The sequence below is a fragment of the Streptomyces sp. NPDC050703 genome (assembly GCF_040654435.1).
Lineage (GTDB): Bacteria > Actinomycetota > Actinomycetes > Streptomycetales > Streptomycetaceae > Streptomyces.
The window spans coordinates 1-23,663 of sequence record NZ_JBFAHX010000058.1 but is presented as its reverse complement, the minus strand read 5'-3'; the positions used below and the strand labels follow the sequence as shown (position 1 = coordinate 23,663).

Below are 23,663 nucleotides of genomic sequence, written 5' to 3'. Positions count from 1 at the left end.
TCAGCCGACGGTCCCCGGCCTCGGCAGGGGCCTGCCGTACCAGAGCTCGATCAGACGGGCCGCAATCGAGATGCCGTAGGGAGGCAGGACCTCCCCGGACTCGAATGCGGCCCGCAGGTCTTCCCGGGAGAACCAGCGGGCCTCGTGGATCTCCTCGCCGTCCACGTTGATCTCCGAGGAGGTCGCCTCGGCCATGAAGCCGAGCATCAGGCTGGAGGGGAAGGGCCAGGGCTGGCTCGCGACGTACTCCACGTCGCCGACCGTGACGCCCGCCTCCTCGAACACCTCGCGCCGCACCGACTGCTCGATGGACTCGCCCGGCTCGACGAAGCCGGCCAGGGTGGAGAAGCGGCCCTCGGGCCAGTGCACCTGGCGGCCGAGCAGGATGCGGTCCTCGCTGTCCCTGACCGCCATGATCACGGCCGGGTCCGTGCGCGGGTAGTGCTCGGCACCGCAGGCCTGGCAGCGGCGGATGTGGCCCGCCGCCGCGATGACGGTGCGCTCGCCGCAGCGCGAGCAGAAGCGGTGCAGGCGCTGCCAGTTCTCCAGGGCCACGGCATGCACCATCAGGCCCGCGTCGCGCGGGGAGAGCAGCAGCCCCGCCTCCCGCAGCCCGGCGGGGCGCGCCGACTGGTCCATGCGGCCGGGGAGGGCGTCCTTCTGGAGCGCGAAGTAGCTGACGCCGTCGTCGTCGGTGCCCAGGAAGTAGCGGTGCTCCTCGGTGAGCGGCGCCTCGAAGGACGGGGTCATCACCAGTTCGGTGCGGCCCTCCGGCGTCTCGTCGATGAGCACCTGGCCGCCGCAGACCACGAAGACGCGGGTCGTCGGGTGGCTCCAGGCTGCCGCGAGCCACGCCTCGTCCATGCGGTGGTGGGCCGCCCGGTCGATGCCGCTCGGAGCGGTCAGCGAGATCGGTCGGTCGGCGGTGTGGTCGGTCCAGGTGGTCACAGGTGCTTCCAACTCCCCCGAAGGAATGGGCCCGGCAGGGCGGGCGGCGGTGTGCTCGGCGGTCCGTGGATCAGTGTGCATCGCGCCAGTTCCGGGCGAGGTCGCCCCAGAGGTAGGCGGTCGCCTCCACGCCCTTGAGGAGCAGGTCGATCTCGACCTTCTCGTTCGGCGCGTGCCAGCCGTCGGAGGGCACGGAGATGCCGAGGAACAGCACGGGGGCGGCGAGGACGTCCTGGAGGTCGGCCGCTGGCCCCGAGCCGCCCTCGCGCGTGAAGCGGATCGGCTGCTCGAAGGCGCGGCCCATGGCGCGGACCACCGACTGCAGGGCCGGGTGGTCCAGCGGGGTCAGGCACGGGCGCGTGCCCGCGCTGAAGGTGACGGTGTGCCGGATGCCGGCGGGGACGGTGGCCGCCGCCCACGCGCGAACGGCCTCCTCGACGCGGTCCAGGCGCTGTCCCGCGACCAGCCGGAAGGAGAGCTTCACCACGGCCGAAGCCGGGATGATCGTCTTGCTGCCGGCTCCTTGGTACCCGCCGCCGATGCCGTTGACCTCGGCGGTCGGGCGGGCCCAGACGCGCTCCAGGGTGGTGTATCCGGCCTCGCCGTGCGTGCCGTGCGACTTGGCCGTGCGCAGCCAGCTCTCCTCGTCGAAGGGCAGCTCGGCGAAGAGCTCGCGCTCGCGGTCGGTCAGCTCGACGACGCCGTCGTAGAAGCCGGGGACCGCCACGCGCCCGTGCTCGTCGTGCAGGGCGGCGACCAGGCGGGCCGCCTCGGTGGCCGGGTTCGGCACGGCGCCGCCGAAGGAGCCGGAGTGGATGTCCTGGTCGGGGCCGTGCAGCTGGATCTCGCACTCGGCGAGGCCGCGCATGCCGGTGCAGACGGTCGGGGTGTCCTCCGACCACATCCCGGTGTCGGAGACGATCACCGCGTCGGCGGCGATGCGGTCCTTGTGGGCCTCGATGAGCGCGCGGAAGTGCGGGGACCCCGACTCCTCCTCGCCCTCGACGAGGAGCTTCAGGTGGACGGCGGGCGCGGAGCGCCCGGTGGCGGCGAGGTGCGCGCGGACGCCGAGGGTGTGGAAGAAGACCTGGCCCTTGTCGTCGGCAGCGCCACGCGCGTGGAGGCGGTTTTCCCGGACGACGGGCTCGAAGGGGTCGGTGTGCCAGTCGTCCTCGCGGGCTGCGGGCTGGACGTCGTGGTGGCCGTAGACGAGGACGGTGGGGGCCTGCGGGTCGTCCGACGGCCACTCGGCGAAGACGGCGGGTGCCCCGGGCGTCTCCCATACCTCCGTGACCGGGAAGCCGGTCTCCTTGAGCCGGAGGGCGAGCCACTCGGCGCTGCGGCACACGTCACCGGCGTGCTCGGGCTGGGCCGACACGGACGGGATGCGCAGCCACTCCGCCAGCTCGTCGAGGAAGGCGGTGCTGTGGTTCTCGATGTACGTGCGGACGGCGCTGTCCGGGGTCTCGCTCATGACCACGAGCCTATCCGCCATCCGGGGTGGTCCCGTCCGGCGGTTCACCGCCGGGGCGATCGGCCGCCGCAACAATCGGAACTGGATGTTCCGCCGGCGGGACCGGCTCTCCGCGCAGCAGACGTTCGAGGTCGGCGCGGTCGGGGAGGTGCCTGGGGCGGGCGGTCTCTCCGCTGCGTACGTACAGGAAGGCGGCCCGCACCGACTCCGGCGGGACACCCTGCTGCTCGGCCCAGGCCAGGCGGTACACGGCGAGCTGGAGGGGGTCGGCGCTGCGGGTGCGGCTGGTCTTCCAGTCGACGATCTCGTACGTCGCGCCGTCCCCGTCGCCTTCCTTGTAGACGGCGTCGATGCGCCCCCGGATCACGCGGTCCGCGATGACGAACTGGAAGGGGACCTCGACGCGGTAGGGGGTGCGGCGGGCGTACTCCGTGCGCTCGAAGGCCTCCTTGAGCGCCTCCAGGTCGCGTTCGTCGGCGATCTCCGCCTCGCCGGGCTCCCCGCCCGGCAGCTCCTCCGGGTCGAGCAGCGGCAGCGGCAGCTCCTCGAAGCGGGACTCGACCCAGGCGTGGAACCGGGTGCCCCGGCGGGCCTCCGGCTGCGGCGGGCGCGGCATGGGGCGGGCGAGGTCCTGCGCGAAGCCGTCCGGGTCGGCGGCCAGGCGCATCAGCTCGGACGCGGTGAGCGAGGACGGCACCGAAACGTCCCTGACCGCTGCTCGGGCGCGCAGGAGCTCCCCGGTGAGGGCCTCCAGGTCGCGGTCCCAGGAAGCGAGGGTGCGGGCCTCCTCCGGAGTGAGGCGCTCCGCGGCGGCCGGGCCGCTCTCGGGATCACGGTCGGCGGGGTGCGCGCGGGCCCGCGGGGGCGGTGCCTGATGGGGCACGCGCGCGTGGACGGTGCCTTCGGCTTGGACGGCGCCTCCCGCGTGGACAGCCCCTTCCGCGTGGGCGGTGCCTTCCGCGTGGCCTGTGCCTTCCGCGTGGGCGGTGTCCTTCTCCTCCTGGGCCGGGAGCGTCGGGCGCTCCGTCGCGAGGTCGTCCCAGTCCACCTCGTCGGGATCGTCCTCAGGGGGCGGCGGCCACTCCGGGTCGTCGGCCGGGGGGACGTCGTCCTCTGCCGAGGGGTGGGCCTCCGCATGGGAGCGGGCGGGCTCCGGTGCGCCCTCGCCGGTGAGGCGGTCCAGGTGGGCCAGGACGGTGCGTGCGGCGGCCCGGCGGCGGGCCAGCGCGGCATCGTCCAGGGGCAGCGGCCACGCCTGGTCCGCGGTGGCCTCGCGCAGGGCCGGGTTCTCCTCGTCCTCGGCCGGCTCGTCCGCCCAGGCCTCGATCTCGCCGTGGCCCGCCGCGCAGTGCTCGTACAGCGCCCGCAGGAAGTCCGAGGGGCCGCGCGGCTTCTTCTGGGAGGGGCCCCACCAGTGGCCGGAGCCCAGGAGGAGCGAGCGGGGGCGGGTGAAGGTCACGTAGCCCAGGCGCAGCTCCTCGGTGCGCTGGTGGTCCTTCATGGCCTCGTGGAAGGCCTTCATGCCCTTGGCGTCCCACGCCTCGACGTCGGGCAGCGTGGCCGCGTCGCCGCGCAGCTCGTGCGGGACGACCTTGGCCTGCGCGGTCCACTTCTCGCGGCCCTGCCCACTGGGGAAGGTGCCGTTGACCAGGCCGGGGACGGCGACGACGTCCCATTCGAGGCCCTTGGAGCGGTGGGCGGTGAGCACCTTGACGGTGTTCTCGCCGCCGGGCAGGGCGTTGTCGAGGCCCTTCTCGTACTGCGCGGCGGTGCGCAGGAAGCCGAGGAAGGCGAGGAGCGTGGCGCCGTTGTCGTTGGCGGCGAAGGAGGCCGCGACGTCCAGGAAGTTGGAGAGCGTCTCGCGGCGACGGGCGGCGAGGGCGCCGGGCGAGGCGGAGAGCTCCACTTCGAGGCCGGTGACGGCGAGCACGCGGTGCAGGACGTCCATCAGCGGGTCGGACAGTGACCTGCGCAGGTCGCGCAGCTCGGCGGCGAGCCGGGCGAAGCGGACCCTGGCGTCGGCCGAGAACGGCAGCCCGTCGTCGCCCCCGGAGGCGTCGTCCGCGTCCAGGGGCGACTCCAGGAAGGTGTCGAGCGCGTCCGTGAGCGATATCACCTCGGCCGGGTCCACCCCCTCGACGGCCTCGGCGAGGCGCCGGTCCGGGTCGTCGGGGGCGGTGTGTCCGGGCCGGACGAGGAGGCGGGCGCGGCGGCCGAGCAGCGCCAGGTCGCGGGGGCCGACGCGCCAGCGCGGGCCCGTGAGCAGCCGCACCAGCGAGGCGTTGGCCCCGGGGTCCTGGAGGACCTCGCAGACGGCGACGAGGTCGGCCACCTCGGGGAGGTGCAGGAGCCCGGAGAGGCCGACGACCTCCACGGGGATGTCGCGGGCGACGAGCGCGCCCTGGATCTCGGCGAAGTCCGTCGCCGTGCGGCACAGGACGGCGATCTCGCCCGGTGCCTTGCCGGTGCGCACGAGGTGGGCGATCGAGTCGCCCAGCCAGTCGATCTCCTCGGCGTGGGTGCGCAGCAGGGCGCAGCGCACCACGCCGTCGCGCTCGGCGCCGGGGGCGGGGCGCAGGGCCTCCACGCCCGCGTGCATCGCGCGCAGGGGCTCCGCGAGGCCGTTGGCGAGGTCGAGGAGCCGGCCGCCGCTGCGGCGGTTCTCGCTGAGCGCGTGCCGCGTGGCGGGGCGCCCGTCGGCGTACGAGAAGTGCTCGGGGAAGTCGTCGAGGTTGGCCACCGAGGCGCCTCGCCAGCCGTAGATCGCCTGGCAGGGGTCGCCGACGGCGGTCACGGGGTGGCCCGTCCCGCCGCCGAAGAGGCCGGACAGGAGGATGCGCTGGGCGACGGAGGTGTCCTGGTACTCATCCAGCAGGACGACCCGGAACTCGTCCCGCAGGATGTCGCCGACCTCCGCGCGCGTACGGGCGAGGGTCGCGGAGAGGGCGATCTGGTCGCCGAAGTCAAGGAGGTCCCTGGAGCGCTTCGCCGCGCGGTAGTGCCCGACCAGTTCGGCGAGCTCCAGGCGGGCGGCGGCGGTCTCGGGGACCTTGCGCAGGTCGGCGTTGCTGAGCTTGGCGCCGTCCAGGGCGCGCAGCAGCCCGGTGTCGTACGCCCGAAGGCGGTCGGGGCTCAGGAGGTGCTCGGACAGCCCGCTGTCGAGGGCGAGGAGGTCGCTGACGAGGTCGGGGAAGGAGCGGGTCAGCGCGGGATAGGGGCCCGGGGCCTCGCGCAGCACGCGCGCGGCGAGCTGGAAACGGGTGGCGTCGGCGAGCAGCCGGGAGGTCGGCTCAAGGCCGATGCGCAGGCCGTGGTCGGTCAGCAGGCGGCCCGCGAAGGCGTGGTACGTGGAGATGACCGGCTCGCCCGTGGGGCCGGCCGGGTCCAGGGCCTCGGGGTCGGTGACGCCGGCCTTGACGAGCGCCTGCCGGACGCGCTCGGCCAGCTCGCCCGCCGCCTTGTTCGTGAACGTCAGGCCGAGGACCTGCTCGGGGGCGACCTGGCCGGTGCCGACGAGCCAGACCACGCGCGCCGCCATCACCGTCGTCTTGCCCGAGCCGGCTCCGGCCACGATCACCTGCGGGGCGGGCGGCGCGATGATGCAGGCCGTCTGCTCCGGGGTGAACGGGATGCCGAGGAGCTCTTTGAGCTGCTCGGGGTCGGTGATACGAGGTGGCACGTCAGAGAGGCTAGCGGTGGCCACTGACAACCGGGGCGGACCCGGCTCCGGGCGGCCACCGCCTCCTCGTGCGAGGCGTGGGGTCAGGAACCCGAGGCCAGCTTCTCCGGGTCGACGACCTCACTGGCCGGCGGAGCCTTGACGTCCACGGCCTTGCCGTAGTCGCTGAAGGTCACGGTGCCGGGGCCGTCGGCGCCCTTGTTGACGACCTTCAGGAAGTACGGCTTGCCCTCCATCGCGACGTAGAAGGTGGTGGTCTCGTCGCCCTTCTTGCGGGTCAGGACGGCCGCCTTCGCGCCGCCGACCTCGGCGTCGTCCCCGCGCTTCAGCTTCTTGAGGTTCTTGTCGCTGAACATGTCGTCGGGGTTGCAGACGGCCTTGCCGCCCTTGTTGGGCTGCTTGACCCAGCGGCCCTTGAGGAGCTCGGCCGTGGCGCCGCCGCCGTTGGACTCCCAGAACTTGTCGTCGCCCTTGGAGTACGAGAAGTCGCCCGCGGAGAGGAACTCGGCCCTGCCCGTCTTCGCCGAGCCCATCGTGCCCTTGCAGTCGCCGGACTCGGCGACCGCGAACTCGATGTCGCTCACCTCGCCCTTCTGCTTCATCTGGCCCTTCATCCGGTAGGACCCGGCGTCCTTGGACGCCTTGGAGGCCTTCTCGGCGATCTTGTCGGCGCTCATGCCGTCGAAGGGGTCCGAGTCACCGCCGTCGCTGCCGCAGCCCGATACGCCGATGACGGCGGCGGCACAGACGACGGCCACTGCCAGGAGCTTCCGGTTGGCTGCCATATACGCGTACTCCTCAAAAAGGTGCGCCGAGGACCGGCACACAGCAAGTTCTTACCGTGACTTTAATTCGCCCATGTGGGTGCTGTGGTCCCCGGGGCTACTCCACGACGTGACGGCCCTCCGGCCGCGCGCTGCACGAGGCGCGGAACGAGCAGTGGGCGCAGTGCTGGCCCGCGGTCGGCGTGAAGCGCTCGTCGAGGACCTTGCCCGCGGCCGTCGCGAGCAGATCGCCGATCCATTCGCCCGAAAGGGCTGCCTGGGCCTGCACCTTGGGGAGGGCGTCGCCGCCGTTCTTCTTGGCGGCGCCCTGGCGGAGCTGCACCAGTTCGGCGCCGCCCGGCTCCGGTCGCACGCCGCCGAAGACGTCGTCGGCCGCGCCCTCGCGGAGCGCGAGCTGGTAGACCGCGAGCTGTGGGTGGCGGGCGACCTCGGCGCTGGTCGGCGCCTGTTTGCCCGTCTTGAAGTCCACTACGTAGGCACGGCCTTCCGCGTCTTGTTCCACACGGTCCATGGAGCCCCGTACGCGTACTTCGTAGGGGCCAGCTTCGAGGGTCACGTCGAAGCCGTGCTCGCTGGCCACGGGGGTGCGGCTCGCGCGGGGCCCGTTGGTGTCGACGTGCCACCGGAGGAAGCGTTCGAGCGCCACGCGCGCGTGCTCCTTCTCCTGCGCCGACTTCCACGGCGCGTCGAAGGCGAGCGCGTCCCACACGGAGTCGAGGCGCTCCATGAGGACGGCGAGATCGGCGGGGGTGCGTCCGGAGGCGACCTCGTCGGCGAGGACGTGCACCACGTTGCCGAAGCCCTGGGCGGCGGTCGCGGGTGCGTCCGCCTTCACCTCGCGGCCGAGGAACCACTGCAGGGCGCAGGTGTTGGCGAGCTGGTCGAGCGCGCTCCCGGAGAGCACGACGGGCTTGTCGCGGTCCCGCAGGGGGACCTCGCTCGCCGTCGGTTCGTACATGCCCCACCAGCGGTAGGGGTGCGCGGACGGCACCAGGGGGCGGCCGTCGGCGTCGCTCAGCGCGGCGAGCCTGGCCAGGCGCTGGGCCGCGGCCTCGCGCAGGGGCTCGGAGACGCGCGGGTCGACGGTGGTGGCCCGCAGCTCCGCCACGAGGGCGGCGACGGACAGGGGGCGGCGCGGCCTGCCCGTCACGTCCTTCGGCTCGACGCCGAGTTCGGTGAGGAAGCGCGACGGCTGGTCGCCGTCGTCGGCGGGCGCCTTGACCGCGGTCACGACGAGGCGTTCACGCGCGCGTGTGGCGGCGACGTAGAAGAGACGGCGCTCCTCGGAGAGGAGCGCTCCGGGCGTGAGCGGCTCGGCGAGACCGTCACGGCCGATCCGGTCGGCCTCCAGGAGGGAGCCCCGGCGGCGCAGGTCGGGCCAGAGGCCCTCCTGCACGCCGGCGACCACCACGAGCCGCCACTGGAGGCCCTTGGAGCGGTGGGCCGTCATCAGGCGTACGGCGTCGGGGCGCGCCGCCCTGCGGGTGAGGGTGTCCGCGGCGATGTCCTGCGCCTCGATCTCCTCCAGGAAGTTCAGGGCGCCCCGCCCGCCGGTCCGCTCCTCGGCGCGGGCCGCCGCGGCGAACAGCGCGCAGACGGCGTCCAGGTCCCGGTCGGCGTTGCGTCCCGCCGCGCCGCCGCGCCGCGCGGTGCGTTCGAGCCGCTGGGGCCACGGTGTGCCGTCCCACAGCTCCCACAGCGCCTCCTCGGCCGTGCCGCCGCCCGCCAGGCGCTCACGGGCCTTGCGGAGCAGCGCGCCGAGGCGCTGGGCACCACGGGCGTACGTGGGGTCGTGCGCGACGAGCCGCTCCGGCTCGGCGAGGGCGCGGGCGAGGAGTTCGTCGGAGGGCGGCGGTACGTGATTGCCCGCCACCCGCTCCTCCTCGCGCAGGGCGCGCCCGAGCCGCCGCAGATCGGCGGCGTCCATACCGGCGAGCGGCGACGTGAGCAGGGTCAGCGCGGTCTCGGTGTCCAGCCAGGCGGGGACGGTACGGGGGGCCTGCGGGTCGGGGGCGGCTTCCCCCGGGGCGGCCTCCTCCGGGACGGCTTCCTCAGGGACGGCCTCCTCCGGGACGGCCTCCCCCAGGGCGATTTCCTCACGGACAGTCTCCTCCAGGGCTGCCTCCTCGGGGGCGGTCTCCTCCAGAGCTTCCTCGCGGACGGCCTCCCCCGGGACGGCCTCCCCCAGGGCGGCTTCCTCACGGACGGCCTCCCCGGGGACGGCCTTCCCTGGGACGGCCTCCTCGAAAGCGGCCTCCTCGGGGGCGGCTTCGGCTTGCGCGGCTTCCTCCGGCTCGGAAGGCTCCGGTTCCAGCCCGGACGGCTCCGCTTCCGCCTCCGAGAGCACCGCCTCCGCCACCACCCGCAGGGCCGTCAGGAGCGGCGTCACCGCGGGCTCGTGGCGCAGGGCGATGTCGTCGCCGTCGATCTCCAGGGGGACGCCCGCCGCGCCGAGGCTGCGGCGGACCGCGGGGATCGTGCGGGCGCCGGCGCGCACCAGGACCGCCATGTCGCCCCAGGGGACACCGTCCTCCAGGTGTGCGCGGCGCAGGATGTCCGCGATGTTGTCCAGTTCCGTGCCGGCCGTCGGGTAGGTGTAGACCTCGACCCGGCCGCCGTCCCTGACCGGCGTCAGCTCCCGGTGGGCCCGTACCGCCTCCGCGGGCAGCCTGGTCAGCGGCATGCGGCGGGTGAGCAGCCGGGTGGCGGCGAGCAGCTCCGCGCCCGATCTGCGTGACGTCGTCAGGACCGCGACCGGCGCCGGGGCGCCGTCCGCGCGCGGGAAGTCGTGCGGGAAGTCGAGGATGCCGTTCACGTCGGCGCCCCGGAAGGTGTAGATCGACTGGTCGGGGTCGCCGAAGGCGACGAGCGTCCGGCCCGCGCCGTCACCGTCCGCTCCCCCCGCCGACGGGGAGCGCCGCGGCCCCCGGTTGCCCGCGAGGGCGTGCAGCAGCCGCACCTGCGCCGGGTCGGTGTCCTGGTACTCGTCGACGAAGACGGCGTCGTACTGCGCGCCGAGCGCCCGCTCCACCTCGGGGCGCCGCGCGAGCAGCACCGCGCGGTGGACGAGTTCCGCGTAGTCGAGCGTCCCCTGGAGGTCGAGCACGTCCAGGTACTCGGCGAGGAAGGCCGCGGCGGCCCGCCAGTCGGGGCGGCCGCTGCGGCGGGCGAAGGCGTCGAGGGCGGCCGGGCCGAGGCCCAGCTCACGGCTGCGGGCCAGCACGGCACGGACCTCGTCGGCGAAGCCACGCGTGGTGAGGCAGGCGCGCAGCTCGTCCGGCCAGCGGACGTGGCCCCTGCCCTCCTTCGCGAGGTCGATCTGGCCCGCCAGCAGCTCTCGTACCGCCACGTCCTGCTCGGGACCGGAGAGGAGCCGCAGCGGCTCCACGAAGAGGTCGGCGTCCTGGTGGGCCCGCACGAGGGCGTAGCAGAAGGAGTGGAACGTCGTGGCCTGCGGGGCGCGCGCCTGTCCCATGCGCAGCGCCATGCGGTCGCGCAGCTCGACCGCGGCCTTGCGGCTGAAGGTGAGGACGAGGACGCGCGCGGGATCGGCTCCCCGGGCGATGCGCGCGGCGACGGCCTCCACGAGGGTGGTGGTCTTCCCGGTGCCGGGGCCCGCGAGGACGAGGAGCGGCCCCGCCCCGTGGTCAACCACAGCGCGCTGACCTGCGTCCAAGCGAGGGGGCTCCACCGGGGCCCGCGGCGTACGCACCAGCCGGTAGGCGCCCGGGGCCCCCTGTCGTACCGGGTGGTGCGACGGGTGCCGGAGGTGCCGGGCGGAAGAAGGGGAGCTCACGTGGGTCGCCGGTCCTGGTGGGTGTGCTGGTCGAAGAGCGGCCGTGCGGTGGCCGAGGGGTGACGGGGATGCGTGCTGTCGACGCTACGCCAGTGCGTGCGGGGGACGCGTGGCTTCCCCCGTACGGGTCACCGGCCCTCCGCCGCGCCCGCGCATGCCGGAAGCTGTCAGGTGTGAGCCTCCGGAGTCTGCGGACGAGCGGCCCCCGCGGTGCCGCCTTCCGCGCCGCCACGTGCGGTCCCGCCCCCGCGGCGGCGGCCGGACGGCGTGCCTCCGGAGCCGTCGCCGGCCCCGGACGCCACGACGTCACCGGCCCCGGAGACGCTCGCGCCGCCCTCGGCGTCACCGATCGGCGCGACATGTGTCACATGCGCCACATCCGTCATATTCATCACATCCACCACGCCGGTCGTCCCGCCCCCGTCCCACCGCGCCCGCCGCATGTCGAGCTTCGGCACGTGCCCCTGGGCGGCGCGCGAGGCCGCGCGCAGGGGCGTGCCCTCCGCGCGGTACCGGTCGAGGGCCCGCAGCTCGCTGCCGGGCAGCAGCACGCCGTCCGAGCGCACGACGCGCCACCACGGCACGCTGCCCCCATAGAGGGCCATCACGCGCCCGACCTGGCGCGGGCCGCCTTCCTCCAGCCACTCGGCGATGTCCCCGTACGTCATCACGCGCCCCGGAGGGATCATCTCCGCGACCTCAAGGACCCGCTCCGCGTACTCCGGGAGCTCCGGTGCTGCGTGGTCGGACGGCACCCTTCCCCTTCGGCTCTCCTCGCTCATCCGGACCATCCTGCCGCACCCCACCGACACCGTGAACGGCCCGCGGCCAAGCGTGCGGCAGCGCACCGGAGGGAGCGACAAGTGTCGTTTCGTGACCACTTCGCGTCCTTGCGTTGCCCCCTGATGCCCCCCTGTAGTGATGCGGCATGCCACCATCGTGCGGGCGGTGACTGGTGATACGAGATCAAGAAGAGACGACGGAGCAGCAGGGCGTGCATCCCGATGAGAAGGCGGGCACCTCTGCGTCCGAGTCACACCTGGACACCGGTGCCCCCGCCCCGAAGACCGACGGCGGCACCGGAGCCGGTGCCGTCCCCGACGCCGACATGACGGACGAAGGAGCCCACACCGACCCCGTGGAGCGCGACGAACCGCTCCTCTCCGCGCGCGTGCACCGCCCTTCCGACCTGATGCGGCTGCTCGTCGGCTTCCTCGCCGTCGTCGTGCTCCTGGCGATCGCCGCGTTCGCGCACGGCACGACGTCCGGCCTCGAACAGGACATCGACAAGGGCACGGAACAGGCCCCCGACCTGCTGATCAAGGTGGCGGGACTGGTCGCGAGCATCGGCGTCCTGCTCGTCCCCGTCGCCTTCGCGATCGAACGGCTGATCAAACGGGACGGCCTCCGCATCGCCGACGGCGTCCTCGCCGCCGTCCTCGCGCACGGCGTCACCCTGGCCACCGACCTGTGGGTCGCGAAGGCCGCCCCCGACTCCATTCAGGACGCCCTCACCAAGCCCTCCCCCGCCGATCTGCACGCGTTCACCGACCCGGTGCACGGGTACCTCGCGCCCGTCATCGCGTACATGACGGCCGTCGGGATGTCGCGCAGACCGCGCTGGCGCCTGGTGCTGTTCGTCGTGCTGCTGCTCGACGCGTTCACCATGCTCGTCACCGGCTACACCACACCGTTCTCGATCCTCCTGACGGTGCTCATCGGCTGGACCGTGGCCTACGGAACGCTCTACGCGGTCGGCTCCCCGAACGTGCGGCCCACCGGGCAGACGCTGCTCGCGGGCCTGCGGCACGTCGGCTTCCGTCCCGTGAGCGCCGCCCGCGAGGAGTCCCCGGACAGCGAGCACGGCGACCGCGGCCGCCGCTACTTCGTCACCCTGGAGGACGGCCCGCCCCTCGACGTCACGGTCATCGACCGCGAGCAGCAGGCGCAGGGCTTCTTCTACCGCGTCTGGCGCAGGCTCACCCTGCGCGGCATCACCCAGCGGCGCAGCCTGCAGTCCCTGCGCCAGGCGCTGGAGCAGGAGGCCCTCCTCGCGTACGCGGCGATCGCCGCCGGCGCCAACGCGCCCAAACTGATCGCCACCTCCGAACTCGGCCCCGACGCGGTGATGCTCGTCTACGAGCACACGGGCGGCCGTTCGCTCGACACGCTGGAGGACGCGGAGATCACCGACGAGCTGCTGCTCGGGACCTGGCGGCAGGTACGGGCGCTGCAGTCCCGGCGGATCGCGCACCGCAGGCTGGCGGGGGACGCGATCCTGGTGGATCGTTCCGGCACGGTGATCCTCACGGATCTGCGCGGCGGCGAGATCGCCGCGGGCGATCTGGTCCTGCGCATGGACACCGCCCAGCTCCTCACCGCCCTCGGCCTGCGCGTGGGCGCCGAGCGCTCGGTGGCGACCGCCGTCGAGGTCCTCGGCCCCGACGCGGTGGCCGACTGCCTGCCGCTGCTCCAGCCGATCGCCCTCACCCGCTCCACCCGCGGCACACTGCGCAAGCTGGCGCGCGAACGCTCCCAGCGCGAGCGCGAGGCGGTCCTTGAGGCCTCCCGCAAGTCCCGGCAGGGCGTACGCGCGGACATGGCGCAGGACGGCGACGCAGGCGCCGGCAAGCAGGCGCAGAAGGCCGGCAAGCAGGCGCAGAAGAAGGAGAAGCAGGCCGCCAAGCAGGAGCGGCAGGCCGAGAAGCAGGCCATAGACGAAGCCCTCGAACAGGCCCGCGAGGAGGACCTGCTCACCCAGATCCGCCACCAGGTGCTGCTCATCCGTCCGACGGCACCCGTCGAACCGGCGCAGCTGGAGCGGATCAGGCCGCGCACGCTGATCAGTTTCATCGCCGGTGCCATCGGCGCGTACTTCCTGCTGTCGCAGCTCACCCACGTCGAGTTCGGCACCCTCTTCCAGGAGGCGCAGTGGGGCTGGGTGGCGGCGGCCGTCGGCTTCTCCGCGCTGAGCTACTTCGCCGCCGCGATGAGCCTGCTCGGCTTCGTGCCGGAGCGGGTGCCGTTCCTGCGGACGGTGGCGGCGCAGGTCGCCGGGTCGTTCGTGAAGATCGTGGCGCCCGCCGCGGTCGGCGGGGTCGCGCTGAACACGCGGTTCCTGCAGCGCTCGGGCGTCAGGTCCGGGCTCGCGGTGGCGAGCGTCGGCGCCTCGCAGCTCTTCGGGCTCGGCTCGCACATCCTGCTGCTGCTGGTCTTCGGCTATCTGACGGGGACGGAGAAGACGCCGTCGTTCACACCGTCCAGGACCGTCATCGCCGGCCTCCTCTCCGTCGCGGTGCTCGTGCTCGTGGTGACGGCCATCCCGTTCCTGCGGAAATTCGTCGTCACGCGCGTGCGGTCGCTTTTCGCGGGTGTCGTGCCGCGCATGCTGGACGTCCTCCAGCGCCCCCAGAAGCTGCTCACCGGCATCGGCGGCATGCTGCTGCTCACCCTGATGTTCGTGCTCTGCCTGGACGCGTCCGTGCGGGCGTTCGGCAGCGAGGAGATGTCGACGCTGAGCCTCGCGAGCGTCGCGGTGGTCTTCCTCGCGGGCAACGCGCTGGGCTCGGCGGCCCCCACCCCCGGCGGCGTCGGAGCGGTCGAGGCCACGCTGACCTTCGGCCTCATCGCGGTCGGCGTGCCCAAGGACGTGGCGGCCCCCGCCGTGCTGCTCTTCCGGCTCCTGACCCTGTGGCTGCCGGTCCTCCCCGGATGGCTGTTCTTCAACCACCTCACAAGGAAGGGCCTGCTCTGAGGCACCCCGCGCCGAGCGGCCCCTACGCAGAGGCCCGGTTCCTCACCCGCACGGCCCGCGCCCCGAGCGCCCCGTCAGGCGCCGCCGCAGGATGGGCACATGCTCACACGGACCCAGCCACGCGCCGCCGCCCTGGCCGCCGCCCTGCTCCTGTCCTCGACGCTCGCGGCCTGCGGCGGTGGCGCCGAGGGCGCCGAGGACGGAGAGGGCGCGGATCTGTCGAAGCAGAAGCTGAGCTGGAAGGACTGCCCCGCGCCCAGCGCCGCCGAGGGCGGCGGCGACGCCCCGTCCCCGCTGCCGGGCGGAGCCCGGTGGAGGTGCGCCACCATGAAGGCGCCCCTCGACTGGTCCGAGCCCGGGGGCGACACGATCGACATCGCACTGATCAGGGCCGCCGCAGCCGACAAGGGCAGGCGCATCGGCTCCCTGGTGTTCAACTTCGGCGGGCCCGGCGGTTCGGGCATCACGACGCTGCCCGCCTTCGCCGAGGAGTACACCAAGCTGCGCACCCGCTACGACCTGGTGAGCTTCGACCCGCGCGGCGTCGGCCGCAGCGCCGGCGTCCACTGCGAGGACGACGAGCAGCTCGACAGGTACTTCCAGCAGGACTCCACGCCCGACGACGCGGCCGAGCGCGAGCAGCTCGTGAAGAACGTCAAGGCGTTCAACGGCGCGTGCGAGAAGAACTCCGGCCGCACCCTGCCCCATGTGCGCACCACCGACGCGGCCCGCGACATGGACCTGATGCGGCAGGTGCTCGGCGACGACAAGCTGCACTACTTCGGCATCTCGTACGGCACCGAGCTGGGCGGCGTCTACGCACACCTGTTCCCCCACAAGGTGGGCCGCGCGGTCTTCGACGCGGTCGTCGATCCCACCCAGGACGCCGAGCAGAGTTCGCTCGGCCAGGCCAGGGGGTTCCAGCTCGCGCTCGACAACTTCGCCGAGGACTGCGCCAACCAGGAGGACGCGTGCCCGGTCGGCGACTCGGCGAAGGACGTCAAGGACCGGATCGCGAAGCTCCTCAAGGACCTCGACAAGAGGCCGATCAGCGGCATCCCGCCGCGTGAGCTGACCCAGACCGCCGCCACCAGCGGCATCGCGCAGTCCCTGTACTCCAAGGACTTCTGGCCGTACCTCACCCAGGGCCTCGAAGATGCCTACGAAGGCGACGGCCGCGTCCTGATGGCGCTCGCCGACTCGATGAACGGGCGCAACGAGGACGGCGAGTACAGCAACATCCAGGCCGCGAACGTCGCCATCAACTGCGCCGACGACAAGCCGCGCTACTCCACCGAGGACGTCGAGAAGAAGCTCCCCGCCTTCCGCGATGCCTCCCCCCTGTTCGGCGACTACCTGGCCTGGGGCATGACCAGCTGCGCCGACTGGGCGGTCGACGGCCAGGCCGACCACCCGGACGTGGCCGCCGACGGTGCGCCGCCCATCCTCGTCATCGGCAACACCGGCGACCCCGCGACGCCGTACGAGGGCGCGCGCAAGATGGCGCGGGCCCTCGGCGAGGACGTCGGCGTCGAGCTGACGTACAAGGGCCAGGGGCACGGGGCGTACGACAGCAAGGACCCGTGCGTGCGCAAGAACGTGGACGACTACCTGCTGGAGGGGACGGTCCCGAAGAACGGGAGGGTCTGCCCCTGAGCCCGCCGGACGGCCTTCGCGCGCCCCGACTCCCGCCGCCGGCCCGTCGAGCCCCGTCGAACCGCGTCGGTCACTGTCGGTGGCCCCGCCTACTATGGCCTGACTGTCTTCCGAGGGGGAGGAAGCGCACCATGCAGCGTTTCACACGGTCCGTGGCCCTGGCCGCCGCAGGCGTGCTGACGGCGGGGCTCGCCGTCGGCTGCGGCGGCTCGTCCGAAGAGGGGGGCGACGCGAAGAACCCGTCGTCGTCCGCTCCGGACCCGGGGCCGAAGCCCGACCCCTCCTCCACGCTGCCCGCCTCGCTCACCGCGCAGAAGCTGGACTGGGGCCGGTGCGAGGCTCCCGAGGGCGGGGCCGCGCCCGGCTCGAAGTGGCAGTGCGCGACGCTCAAGGTCCCCGTGGACTACGCCGACCCCGACGGCGACACCATGGGCATCGCGCTGATCCGCGGCCGGTCGACCGGCGAGGGCGAGCGCATCGGCTCCCTGCTGTTCAACTTCGGCGGCCCCGGCGGCTCGGGCGTCTCCGGCCTGCCCTCCTTCGCCGACATGTACGGCTCGCTGCGCGAGCGGTACGACCTGGTGAGCTTCGACCCGCGCGGGGTCGCGGCCAGCGAGGGCGTGCGGTGCCGCGACGACCGGGCGACGCAGGCCGCCGAGCAGAAGGTCGACCTCACGCCGGACACCGCGGCCGAGGAGAAGGCGTACTTCGAGGACGCCGCGGACTTCGGCGCGGGCTGCGCGCGCGACTCGAAGAAGATCATCGAGCATGTGTCGACGGTCGAGGCGGCTCGCGACATGGACGTCATGCGCCAGGTCCTCGGCGACGAGAAGCTGCACTACATGGGCGTGTCGTACGGGACGGAACTCGGCGGCACGTACGCACACCTGTTCCCCAAGCGCGTCGGCCGCCTCGCGTTCGACGCGGTCGTGGACCCGAGCGCGGACTCCGTGGGCCACGCCAAGAACCAGGCGAGGGGCTTCCAGCGCGCCCTCGACAACTACTTCACGTCCCGCGGCGAGGACCCCGAGAAGGGCTCCGCCAAGATCGCGAAGCTCTTCGAGCAGCTCGACGCCGAGCCGATGCGCACCTCCGGCAGCAGGAAGCTGACCGAGTCCCTGGCGAGCACGGGCATCCTGGTCACGCTCTACAGCAAGCAGACCTGGCCCGCGCTGACCCGCGCCCTCGACGACGCCGAGGAGGGCGACGGATCGTCGCTGCTCCAGCTCGCCGACGCGTACAACGAACGCGACCCCGCGGGGCGTTACAGCACGCAGAGCCACTCGCAGCGGGCCATCTCCTGCCGCGACGCCAAGGCGCGGACGACTCCGGCGGAGGCGAAGAAGCTCCTCGGCGAGTTCCGGGAGATCTCGCCGGTCTTCGGGGAGTTCCTCGGCTGGGACACGGCCGGCTGGTGCCACGAGTGGCCGGTGGCGGGACTGCACGACTCCCCCGAGGTGAGCGCCCCGGACGCCGCCCCGATCCTCGTCGTCGGCAACACCGGTGACCCCGCCACCCCCTACGAGGGCGCGCGCAAGATGGCGGACGAGCTGGGCGAGGGCGTCGGCATCCACATGACCTGGAAGGGCGAGGGCCACGGGGCGTACGGCAACGGCAGCGACTGCGTCGACGACGCGGTCGACGACTACCTCCTCAACGGCAAGGCCCCGAAGGACGGCAAGGTCTGCGAGTCGTAGTCACCGTCGGCCGCGAACGAGCAGAGGGCCCCGCACCGTCAGGTGCGGGGCCCTCCGCGTGCTCTTCCAGCCGACCTGGCGGACCTAGTAGACCGGCTTCTCGGGCTCGATCTGGTTGACCCAGCCGATCACGCCGCCGCCCACGTGGACCGCGTCCGCGAAGCCCGCGGACTTCAGCACCGCGAGGACTTCCGCACTGCGGACACCCGTCTTGCAATGCAAGACGATCTTCTTGTCCTGCGGGAGGCTGCCGAGCGCGTTCCCCATCAGGAACTCGTTCTTCGGGATGAGCTTGGCGCCGGGGATGGAGACGATCTCGTACTCGTTGATCTCCCGGACATCGATGATCTCGATGTTCTCGCCGTCGTCGATCCACTCCTTGAGCTGCTTGGGAGTGATCGTCGAACCGGCCGCCGCCTCCTGGGCCTCCTCGGAGACGACGCCGCAGAAGGCCTCGTAGTCGATGAGCTCGGTGACGGTGGGGTTCTCGCCGCAGACCGCGCAGTCGGGGTCCTTGCGGACCTTGACCTGGCGGTACTGCATCTCCAGGGCGTCGTAGATCATCAGGCGGCCGACCAGCGGTTCGCCGATGCCCGCGAGGAGCTTGATGGCCTCGTTGACCTGGATGGAGCCGATCGACGCGCACAGCACGCCGAGGACGCCGCCCTCGGCGCAGGAGGGCACCATGCCGGGCGGCGGGGGCTCCGGGTACAGGCAGCGGTAGCAGGGGCCGTGCTCGCTCCAGAAGACCGAGGCCTGGCCGTCGAAGCGGTAGATCGAGCCCCAGACGTACGGCTTGTTGAGCAGCACGCACGCGTCGTTGACCAGGTAACGCGTGGCGAAGTTGTCCGTGCCGTCGACGATCAGGTCGTACTGGCCGAAGATGTCCATCACGTTGTCGGCCTCAAGCCGCTCTTCGTGCAGGATCACGTTCACGTACGGGTTGATGCCGAGGACCGAGTCCTTGGCGGACTCCGCCTTGGAGCGGCCGATGTCCGCCTGGCTGTGGATGATCTGGCGCTGCAGATTGGACTCGTCGACCTCGTCGAACTCGACGATGCCGAGCGTGCCCACACCGGCCGCGGCCAGGTACATCAGCGCCGGCGACCCGAGGCCACCGGCGCCGACACACAGCACCTTGGCGTTCTTCAGCCGCTTCTGCCCGTCCATCCCGACGTCGGGGATGATCAGGTGGCGGGAGTACCTGCGGACCTCGTCGACGGTGAGCTCAGAGGCTGGCTCGACCAGGGGTGGCAGCGACACGGGGACTCCGTTGGTCGGTGGTGCGGAACGGTTGTTCTGCACGTAACACTGCCACGCCCTTCTTCATTCCGAGATACCTGTTCCGATACGCGAGACGATCTCGTCCCAGTAGCCGGGCAGCGACTCCCAGGGGTCGTTTCCGCCGTCCCCGGCGACCCGGTCGGTGAAGTAGATCGTCGACGCGCCCTGCCAGCGCGCGACGCGCAGGGCCTCCTCCAGATGCCCGCGCGGCACCCCGTGGACGAAGTGGCAGAACCGCTCGGGCGGATGCTCCGCGGTCCACTCGGCCACCTGCGACCAGCGGTAATCGCTCCACGGGCCCGCGAAGGTCACCAACTGGTCGCCCGTCCGGGCGTATTCGGGGTGCGGATGCGTTCCGTGGCCGAGCACGATGTGCGCTCCGTCGACCAGGGCGCGCAGCGCGGTGACGGTCCGCCGCACCTCGGGCAGCCCGGCGCGCTCCGTCGGGCAGCGGTCGAGCGAATAGCCGTCCACCTGGTACCAGTCGTGGTAGCGGTGGGCGTCGGAGACGAGTTCACCGAAGCCCCGCGCGCCGTACCCGAGGTCGAGGTGGCCGAGGACCCGGACGCCCGCGTTCCGCAGGCGGCCCGCGGCTTCCAGGCAGTGGGGGTCGGGCTGCTCCCCCGGACCGTTCGCGACGTTCAGGACGACCCACCGCAAAGGGGTGCCCGGCCGGGTCAGTTCGCCCCATTCGACGGGGGCGACGAGGGGGTGGGCGAAGCCGGGGACGCCGAAGCCGACGCTGAGGCCGGTGGCGGAGCCGCCCCTCGCGGTCCTGGTCAGATGCGGCATGCGGCCTCCATCCAGATGTCGGCGAGCGACTCCTCCAGGTTGATCCGGGGCCGCCAGCCGAGCCGGTCGCGGGCGGTGCGCACATCGGCCTGCTGCCAGCTCCCGCAGCCGTCGGGATACGGGTACACGGCGGGGCCGCCGTGGTCCGGCTCGCTCCGGGGGTGGCCGATGACCGCCCGTGCGGGCACCTGGTCCAGCTCGTGCAGCGCTCCGCCGTACCCCGCGACGCGGGCGAGCATGGCGGCCGCGTCGCGCAGCCGCACCGCACGGCCCGCGCCGATGTTCACGACGCCCTGCGCGGCGGAGAGCGAGGCCGCGTGCACGGCCCTCGCCACGTCGCGCACGTCGACGAAGTCCCGCTGCACACCGAGGCCGCCCAGCTTCAGCTCGCCGTCCCCCGCCTGCATCGCCCGCCGCATGGCCTCGGCGAGCCGTCCGAGCGGCGAGCCGGCGGGCGTGCCCGGCCCCGCAGGCGAGAACACCCGCAGGACGACGGCGTCGAGACCCGAGCCGAGCACCAGCTCGGTGGCGGCCAGCTTGCTGACGCCGTACGGTCCGCCGGGCCTCGGCACCGCGTCCTCCGCGGTCGACGACCCGGGCTGGCTCGGTCCGTACTCGGCGCCGCAGCCGAGCTGCACCAGGCGTGCCCCGCAGCCGCTGCGCCTGAGGGCCTCGCAGACGGTGGCGACCGCGACGGTGTTGTGCCGGGTCAGCTCGCGGGCGCCGCCCCGGGTGGCACCGGCGCAGTTGATCACCACGCCGGGGTGGACGGCGTCGAGGAACCGGGTGAGCGCACCGGGGCTGCCGCTGGCGAGGTCGAACCGTACGTCCGAGTCGTCACCGCGGCCGAGCGCCGTGAGCTGCACCGCCGGGTCGGCGAGCAGCCGGTCGGCGACGAAGCGGCCGAGATATCCGTTGGCTCCGATCAGCAGCACTCTCATCGGGCGCCTCCCGGGGTGGCCGCTCGCGGGCGGAAGCGACTGCGGGTGGTCATCTGTCTCTCTCCTTCAGGTGAGGCCGTGGGTCACGGGGTAAAGGCGCCCGCGGTGTCGGCCCCGCGGGGGACTGGTCGTGGTCGGTGGGTCGGTTCACGGCGCGGTGCCGGAGCGGGCGTGAGCCGAGGCGAGGGTCAGGGTCCTCGCCGCGTGGACCAGCAGGACGAGGGCGGCGGCACCGCACGCGGCGGCCGGTACGACGCCGGGGCCCCAGGAGTCGACGGCGGCCGTGACGGGCGCGGCCAGTACGTCGCACCCGGGCAGGCGGCCCGCGAACACCAGGGCGAGCGCGGTCGCCTCGCAGGCACCGGCCACCGCGAGGAGCAGGGCGGGGGCGCGCCGGAAGCCGTGCACGGCGAGCAGCCGCGCGAGGAACAGGAGCGCGCCGAGCGCCCCGGCCCCCGCGAGCCACGCGCCGGACGCGCCGGGCAGCGCCCTGACCGCCGCGAGCAGCCCCGCGAACGCGCCGAGGAACAGCGTGACCACGCCGAGGACCAACGGGCGTACGGAGGCGGCGAACTCGTCAAGGCCGCGGCTCGCGGCGAGCCGCCGCCCGGCCCCCGCGGCGAGGAGCCGGGCGCACAGGGCCGCGGGCGCGACGGCGGACGTCAGGGCGAGGACCGGCGCGACGTCGGGCTCCCCGAGGTCGCCGAGCCCGTCGGGACCGCCCGATACGGCGTCCCGCAGCAGGGCGTCGCCGAGCAGCCCGTAGGCGAGGAGCCAGCAGACCCACGCGCGCGTGGCCGGTGCCCGGCGCGGGGTGACGCGCAGCGGCCCGCGCCGCAGCGCGCAGCGCAGGGCCAGGGCCACGGCGAGCGCGCCGCCGAGCACCACGGCGGACCGCGCGGCGCCCTCGCCCATCCGGGGCGCGGCGGCGACCGTCGCCGCGCACGCCGCGCCGGGCAGCAGCGCGAACAGGGCCCAGCCGGGCGGGGCCGCCGGCTCATGGCGTACGCCGGTCCCGGCGCCGGAAAGGGCACCCTCCGCGTCGTCGTCGCGGGGCACGCGCGCGTACATCTCCTCGGCCAGGGAGAACACGTCCCGGTGCCGGTAGCGCCCGGCGGCCCGGTCGGTCAGGCCGTGCGCCTCCAGACCGGCCGCGATCTCCAGCGGGTCGACGGCCCGCGCGCACAGGTCGTGGTGCCGGTGCATGAGCGCCTTCACGGGGTCGGCGGCACCGTGCCCCGGAGCCCCGGACCCGGGCAGGGACTCCGCGGCCGGGGAGGGCGGCGCGTCGACCGCTGCGCCCGTGCCGTCCTCGCGCTTCATACGGCGGCCCCCTTCAGCCGATCGCGTCCGTCGGTCTCCCGGCCGGCCCAGCTGGGCACCCCGGGCGCCTCCGCGGCGGACGCCGGTGCCGCCCAGCGGCCCGGTACGTGCGCCTCCGCCGGGTTGGCGAAGGGCACCGGCGCGCCCGCCTCGTCCAGTGCGTCACGGCGCACCGGGCAGTGGGAGACGATCTCCAGGTAAATGCCGCGGAATGCCGCGATGTTCTGCTCCACGGTGAAGAGTTCGAGGGCCCGTGCCCGCGCCGCCGCGCCCAGGCGCGCACACCGCGCGGGGTCGCGCAGGAGCGCCACGCATGCCTCCGCGAGGGCTTCCGGGTCGTGCGGCGGCACGACGAGTCCCGTGCCGCCGATGACCTCCACCACCGCGCCGACGTCCGTCGAGACGGTCGCGCGCCCACAGAACATGGCCTCGACCAGGCTGACCGGGAAGCCCTCGACGGCGCTGGAGAGCACCACCACGGCACCCGAGGCGCAGGCGTCGGCGAGGTCGGGCCCGCCGGGGCCGCCGATCTCCTCGAAGGAGACGGGGGCTTCGGCGACGGCCTGTGCGCCGTCCGCCCGGCCGGGGTCGGGGAAGAGCCGCGCGGCCAGGGCCCGGCAGTGGGCGAGGTACTCCTCGGCCTCGGGGCCCTCGGCCGCCGTCCCGACGATCCGCAGGCGCGTCCCGGGCACCGCCGCGCGGACCTCGGCGAAGGCGTGGAGCAGCGTGACCAGGTCCTTGGCGGGCTCGACGCGGCCGGCCCAGAGCAGCGTGCGGGGGGCGCCCGCGCGGTCGTCGTACCCCCGCTCCCCGATCTCGGCGAAGCGGTCGGCCGCCATGCCGGGGTGGACCGTGCGCAGCTTGGCGCGGTCGGCGCCGCACCGCTCCTGCCAGCGCCGTACGTGCGCGTTGCCCGGGGTGATGAGCGCGGCCTCGCGGTACACCTCGGCGGCGAGGCGGCCGTGGAAGGAGGCGAGCAGGGCGCGCGCGGGCGCGCCGAGGCCCGTCCCTTCCGCGGCGAGGTAGTGCGCCCGCAGCCGCACGCCGTGCTCGGTCACGAGGAGCGGTACTCCCGCGAAGTGTCTGGCCAGCAGTCCCGGCAGCGCCGCCGGGCCGCCCCCCGTGGCGTGGCAGAGGTCGGCCGAGCCGAGCGCCCCTTCGCCGTACCAGTCGAGGGAGAGCGGCCGGAGCGCCCGCTCCATCCGCTCGGCGGCGGCAAGCAGGTCGGGGACGCGGGCGGCGCGGGCGGTCCGCAGTGCGCCGGGCGCGTGGCAGGCGCGCTCCAGCGTGCGCACGGCCGCGTCGGAGCGCAGGGCGCCGGCCAGGCCGCCCTCTTCGCGGGCCAGTTCGGCCAGCCCGTACAGCGCGCTGCTGAAACGGTCCGCCATGTCGTCGGGGCCACCGCATCCGGTGCCGGTCCGGGCTCCGGCTACGGCGCCGGAGCGTGACGACACGGGCCCAGGGCGGCGGGATGTCCGGGACGTAGTCCGGGTTTTCCTCGTCGGCGTCTCGGGTCACGCGGGGGAAGAGACCC

The 23,663-nt window shown here is 73.7% G+C and carries 12 protein-coding genes and 2 pseudogenes; 3 read left to right on the top strand and 11 right to left on the bottom strand.

The genetic code is table 11. The features are described from left to right. The 6 genes and pseudogenes from nudC to AB0I16_RS32545 all read right to left on the bottom strand — a co-directional run. Positions 1–948, bottom strand: coding sequence for an NAD(+) diphosphatase (nudC, locus tag AB0I16_RS32570; RefSeq protein WP_363253264.1), 948 nt, complete (start codon positions 946–948; stop codon positions 1–3). A gap of 70 nt (positions 949–1,018) precedes the next feature. Continuing rightward, positions 1,019–2,422, bottom strand: a complete 1,404-nt coding sequence (locus AB0I16_RS32565) for a dipeptidase (protein WP_363253263.1) — start codon at positions 2,420–2,422, stop codon at positions 1,019–1,021. Between the two features lie 10 nt (positions 2,423–2,432). Next, the gene (locus AB0I16_RS32560) at positions 2,433–6,101 is read right to left on the bottom strand and encodes an ATP-dependent DNA helicase (RefSeq protein ID WP_363253262.1); all 3,669 of its coding nucleotides are present in this window, start codon (positions 6,099–6,101) and stop codon (positions 2,433–2,435) included. Positions 6,102–6,184: 83 nt separating this feature from the next. Continuing rightward, complete coding sequence (locus AB0I16_RS32555) at positions 6,185–6,886, bottom strand: hypothetical protein (RefSeq protein WP_363253261.1); 702 nt, start codon at positions 6,884–6,886, stop codon at positions 6,185–6,187. Between the two features lie 97 nt (positions 6,887–6,983). Then, the gene (locus AB0I16_RS32550; protein ID WP_363253260.1) at positions 6,984–10,682 is read right to left on the bottom strand and encodes an ATP-dependent DNA helicase; all 3,699 of its coding nucleotides are present in this window, start codon (positions 10,680–10,682) and stop codon (positions 6,984–6,986) included. Positions 10,683–11,095: 413 nt separating this feature from the next. Next, positions 11,096–11,464, bottom strand: a pseudogene (locus AB0I16_RS32545) (MGMT family protein); the annotation flags it as partial. Positions 11,465–11,637: 173 nt separating this feature from the next. Between AB0I16_RS32545 and AB0I16_RS32540 the strand changes: the two are divergent. The 3 genes from AB0I16_RS32540 (at position 11,638) to AB0I16_RS32530 (ending at position 17,789) form a co-directional block, all read left to right on the top strand. After that, on the top strand, positions 11,638–14,436 hold the full coding sequence (locus AB0I16_RS32540) for a lysylphosphatidylglycerol synthase domain-containing protein (RefSeq protein ID WP_363253259.1): 2,799 nt from the start codon (positions 11,638–11,640) through the stop codon (positions 14,434–14,436). Positions 14,437–14,535: 99 nt separating this feature from the next. Continuing rightward, positions 14,536–16,092: an alpha/beta hydrolase gene (locus AB0I16_RS32535; protein WP_363253258.1), complete on the top strand. Its 1,557-nt coding sequence runs from the start codon at positions 14,536–14,538 to the stop codon at positions 16,090–16,092. Positions 16,093–16,223: 131 nt separating this feature from the next. Next, positions 16,224–17,789: an alpha/beta hydrolase gene (locus tag AB0I16_RS32530; RefSeq protein WP_363253257.1), complete on the top strand. Its 1,566-nt coding sequence runs from the start codon at positions 16,224–16,226 to the stop codon at positions 17,787–17,789. A gap of 84 nt (positions 17,790–17,873) precedes the next feature. Here the strand turns inward: AB0I16_RS32530 and moeZ are convergent, their stop codons facing one another. The 5 genes and pseudogenes from moeZ to AB0I16_RS32505 all read right to left on the bottom strand — a co-directional run. Then, positions 17,874–19,052, bottom strand: coding sequence for an adenylyltransferase/sulfurtransferase MoeZ (moeZ, locus tag AB0I16_RS32525; protein ID WP_363253256.1), 1,179 nt, complete (start codon positions 19,050–19,052; stop codon positions 17,874–17,876). A 63-nt stretch (positions 19,053–19,115) separates the two neighbouring features. Then, complete coding sequence (locus AB0I16_RS32520; RefSeq protein ID WP_363253255.1) at positions 19,116–19,865, bottom strand: spherulation-specific family 4 protein; 750 nt, start codon at positions 19,863–19,865, stop codon at positions 19,116–19,118. Continuing rightward, on the bottom strand, positions 19,853–20,806 hold the full coding sequence (locus AB0I16_RS32515) for an NAD-dependent epimerase/dehydratase (RefSeq protein WP_363253254.1): 954 nt from the start codon (positions 20,804–20,806) through the stop codon (positions 19,853–19,855). The genes AB0I16_RS32520 and AB0I16_RS32515 overlap by 13 nt, the downstream gene beginning before the upstream one ends. A 147-nt stretch (positions 20,807–20,953) precedes the next feature. Next, a complete protein-coding gene (locus tag AB0I16_RS32510; RefSeq protein WP_363253253.1) occupies positions 20,954–22,129 on the bottom strand; it encodes a hypothetical protein in 1,176 nt (391 codons plus the stop codon). After that, positions 22,126–23,514 (bottom strand): annotated as a pseudogene (locus AB0I16_RS32505) (glycosyltransferase); the annotation flags it as partial. The pseudogene AB0I16_RS32505 and the gene AB0I16_RS32510, both read right to left, overlap by 4 nt. Positions 23,515–23,663 lie beyond the last annotated feature (149 nt).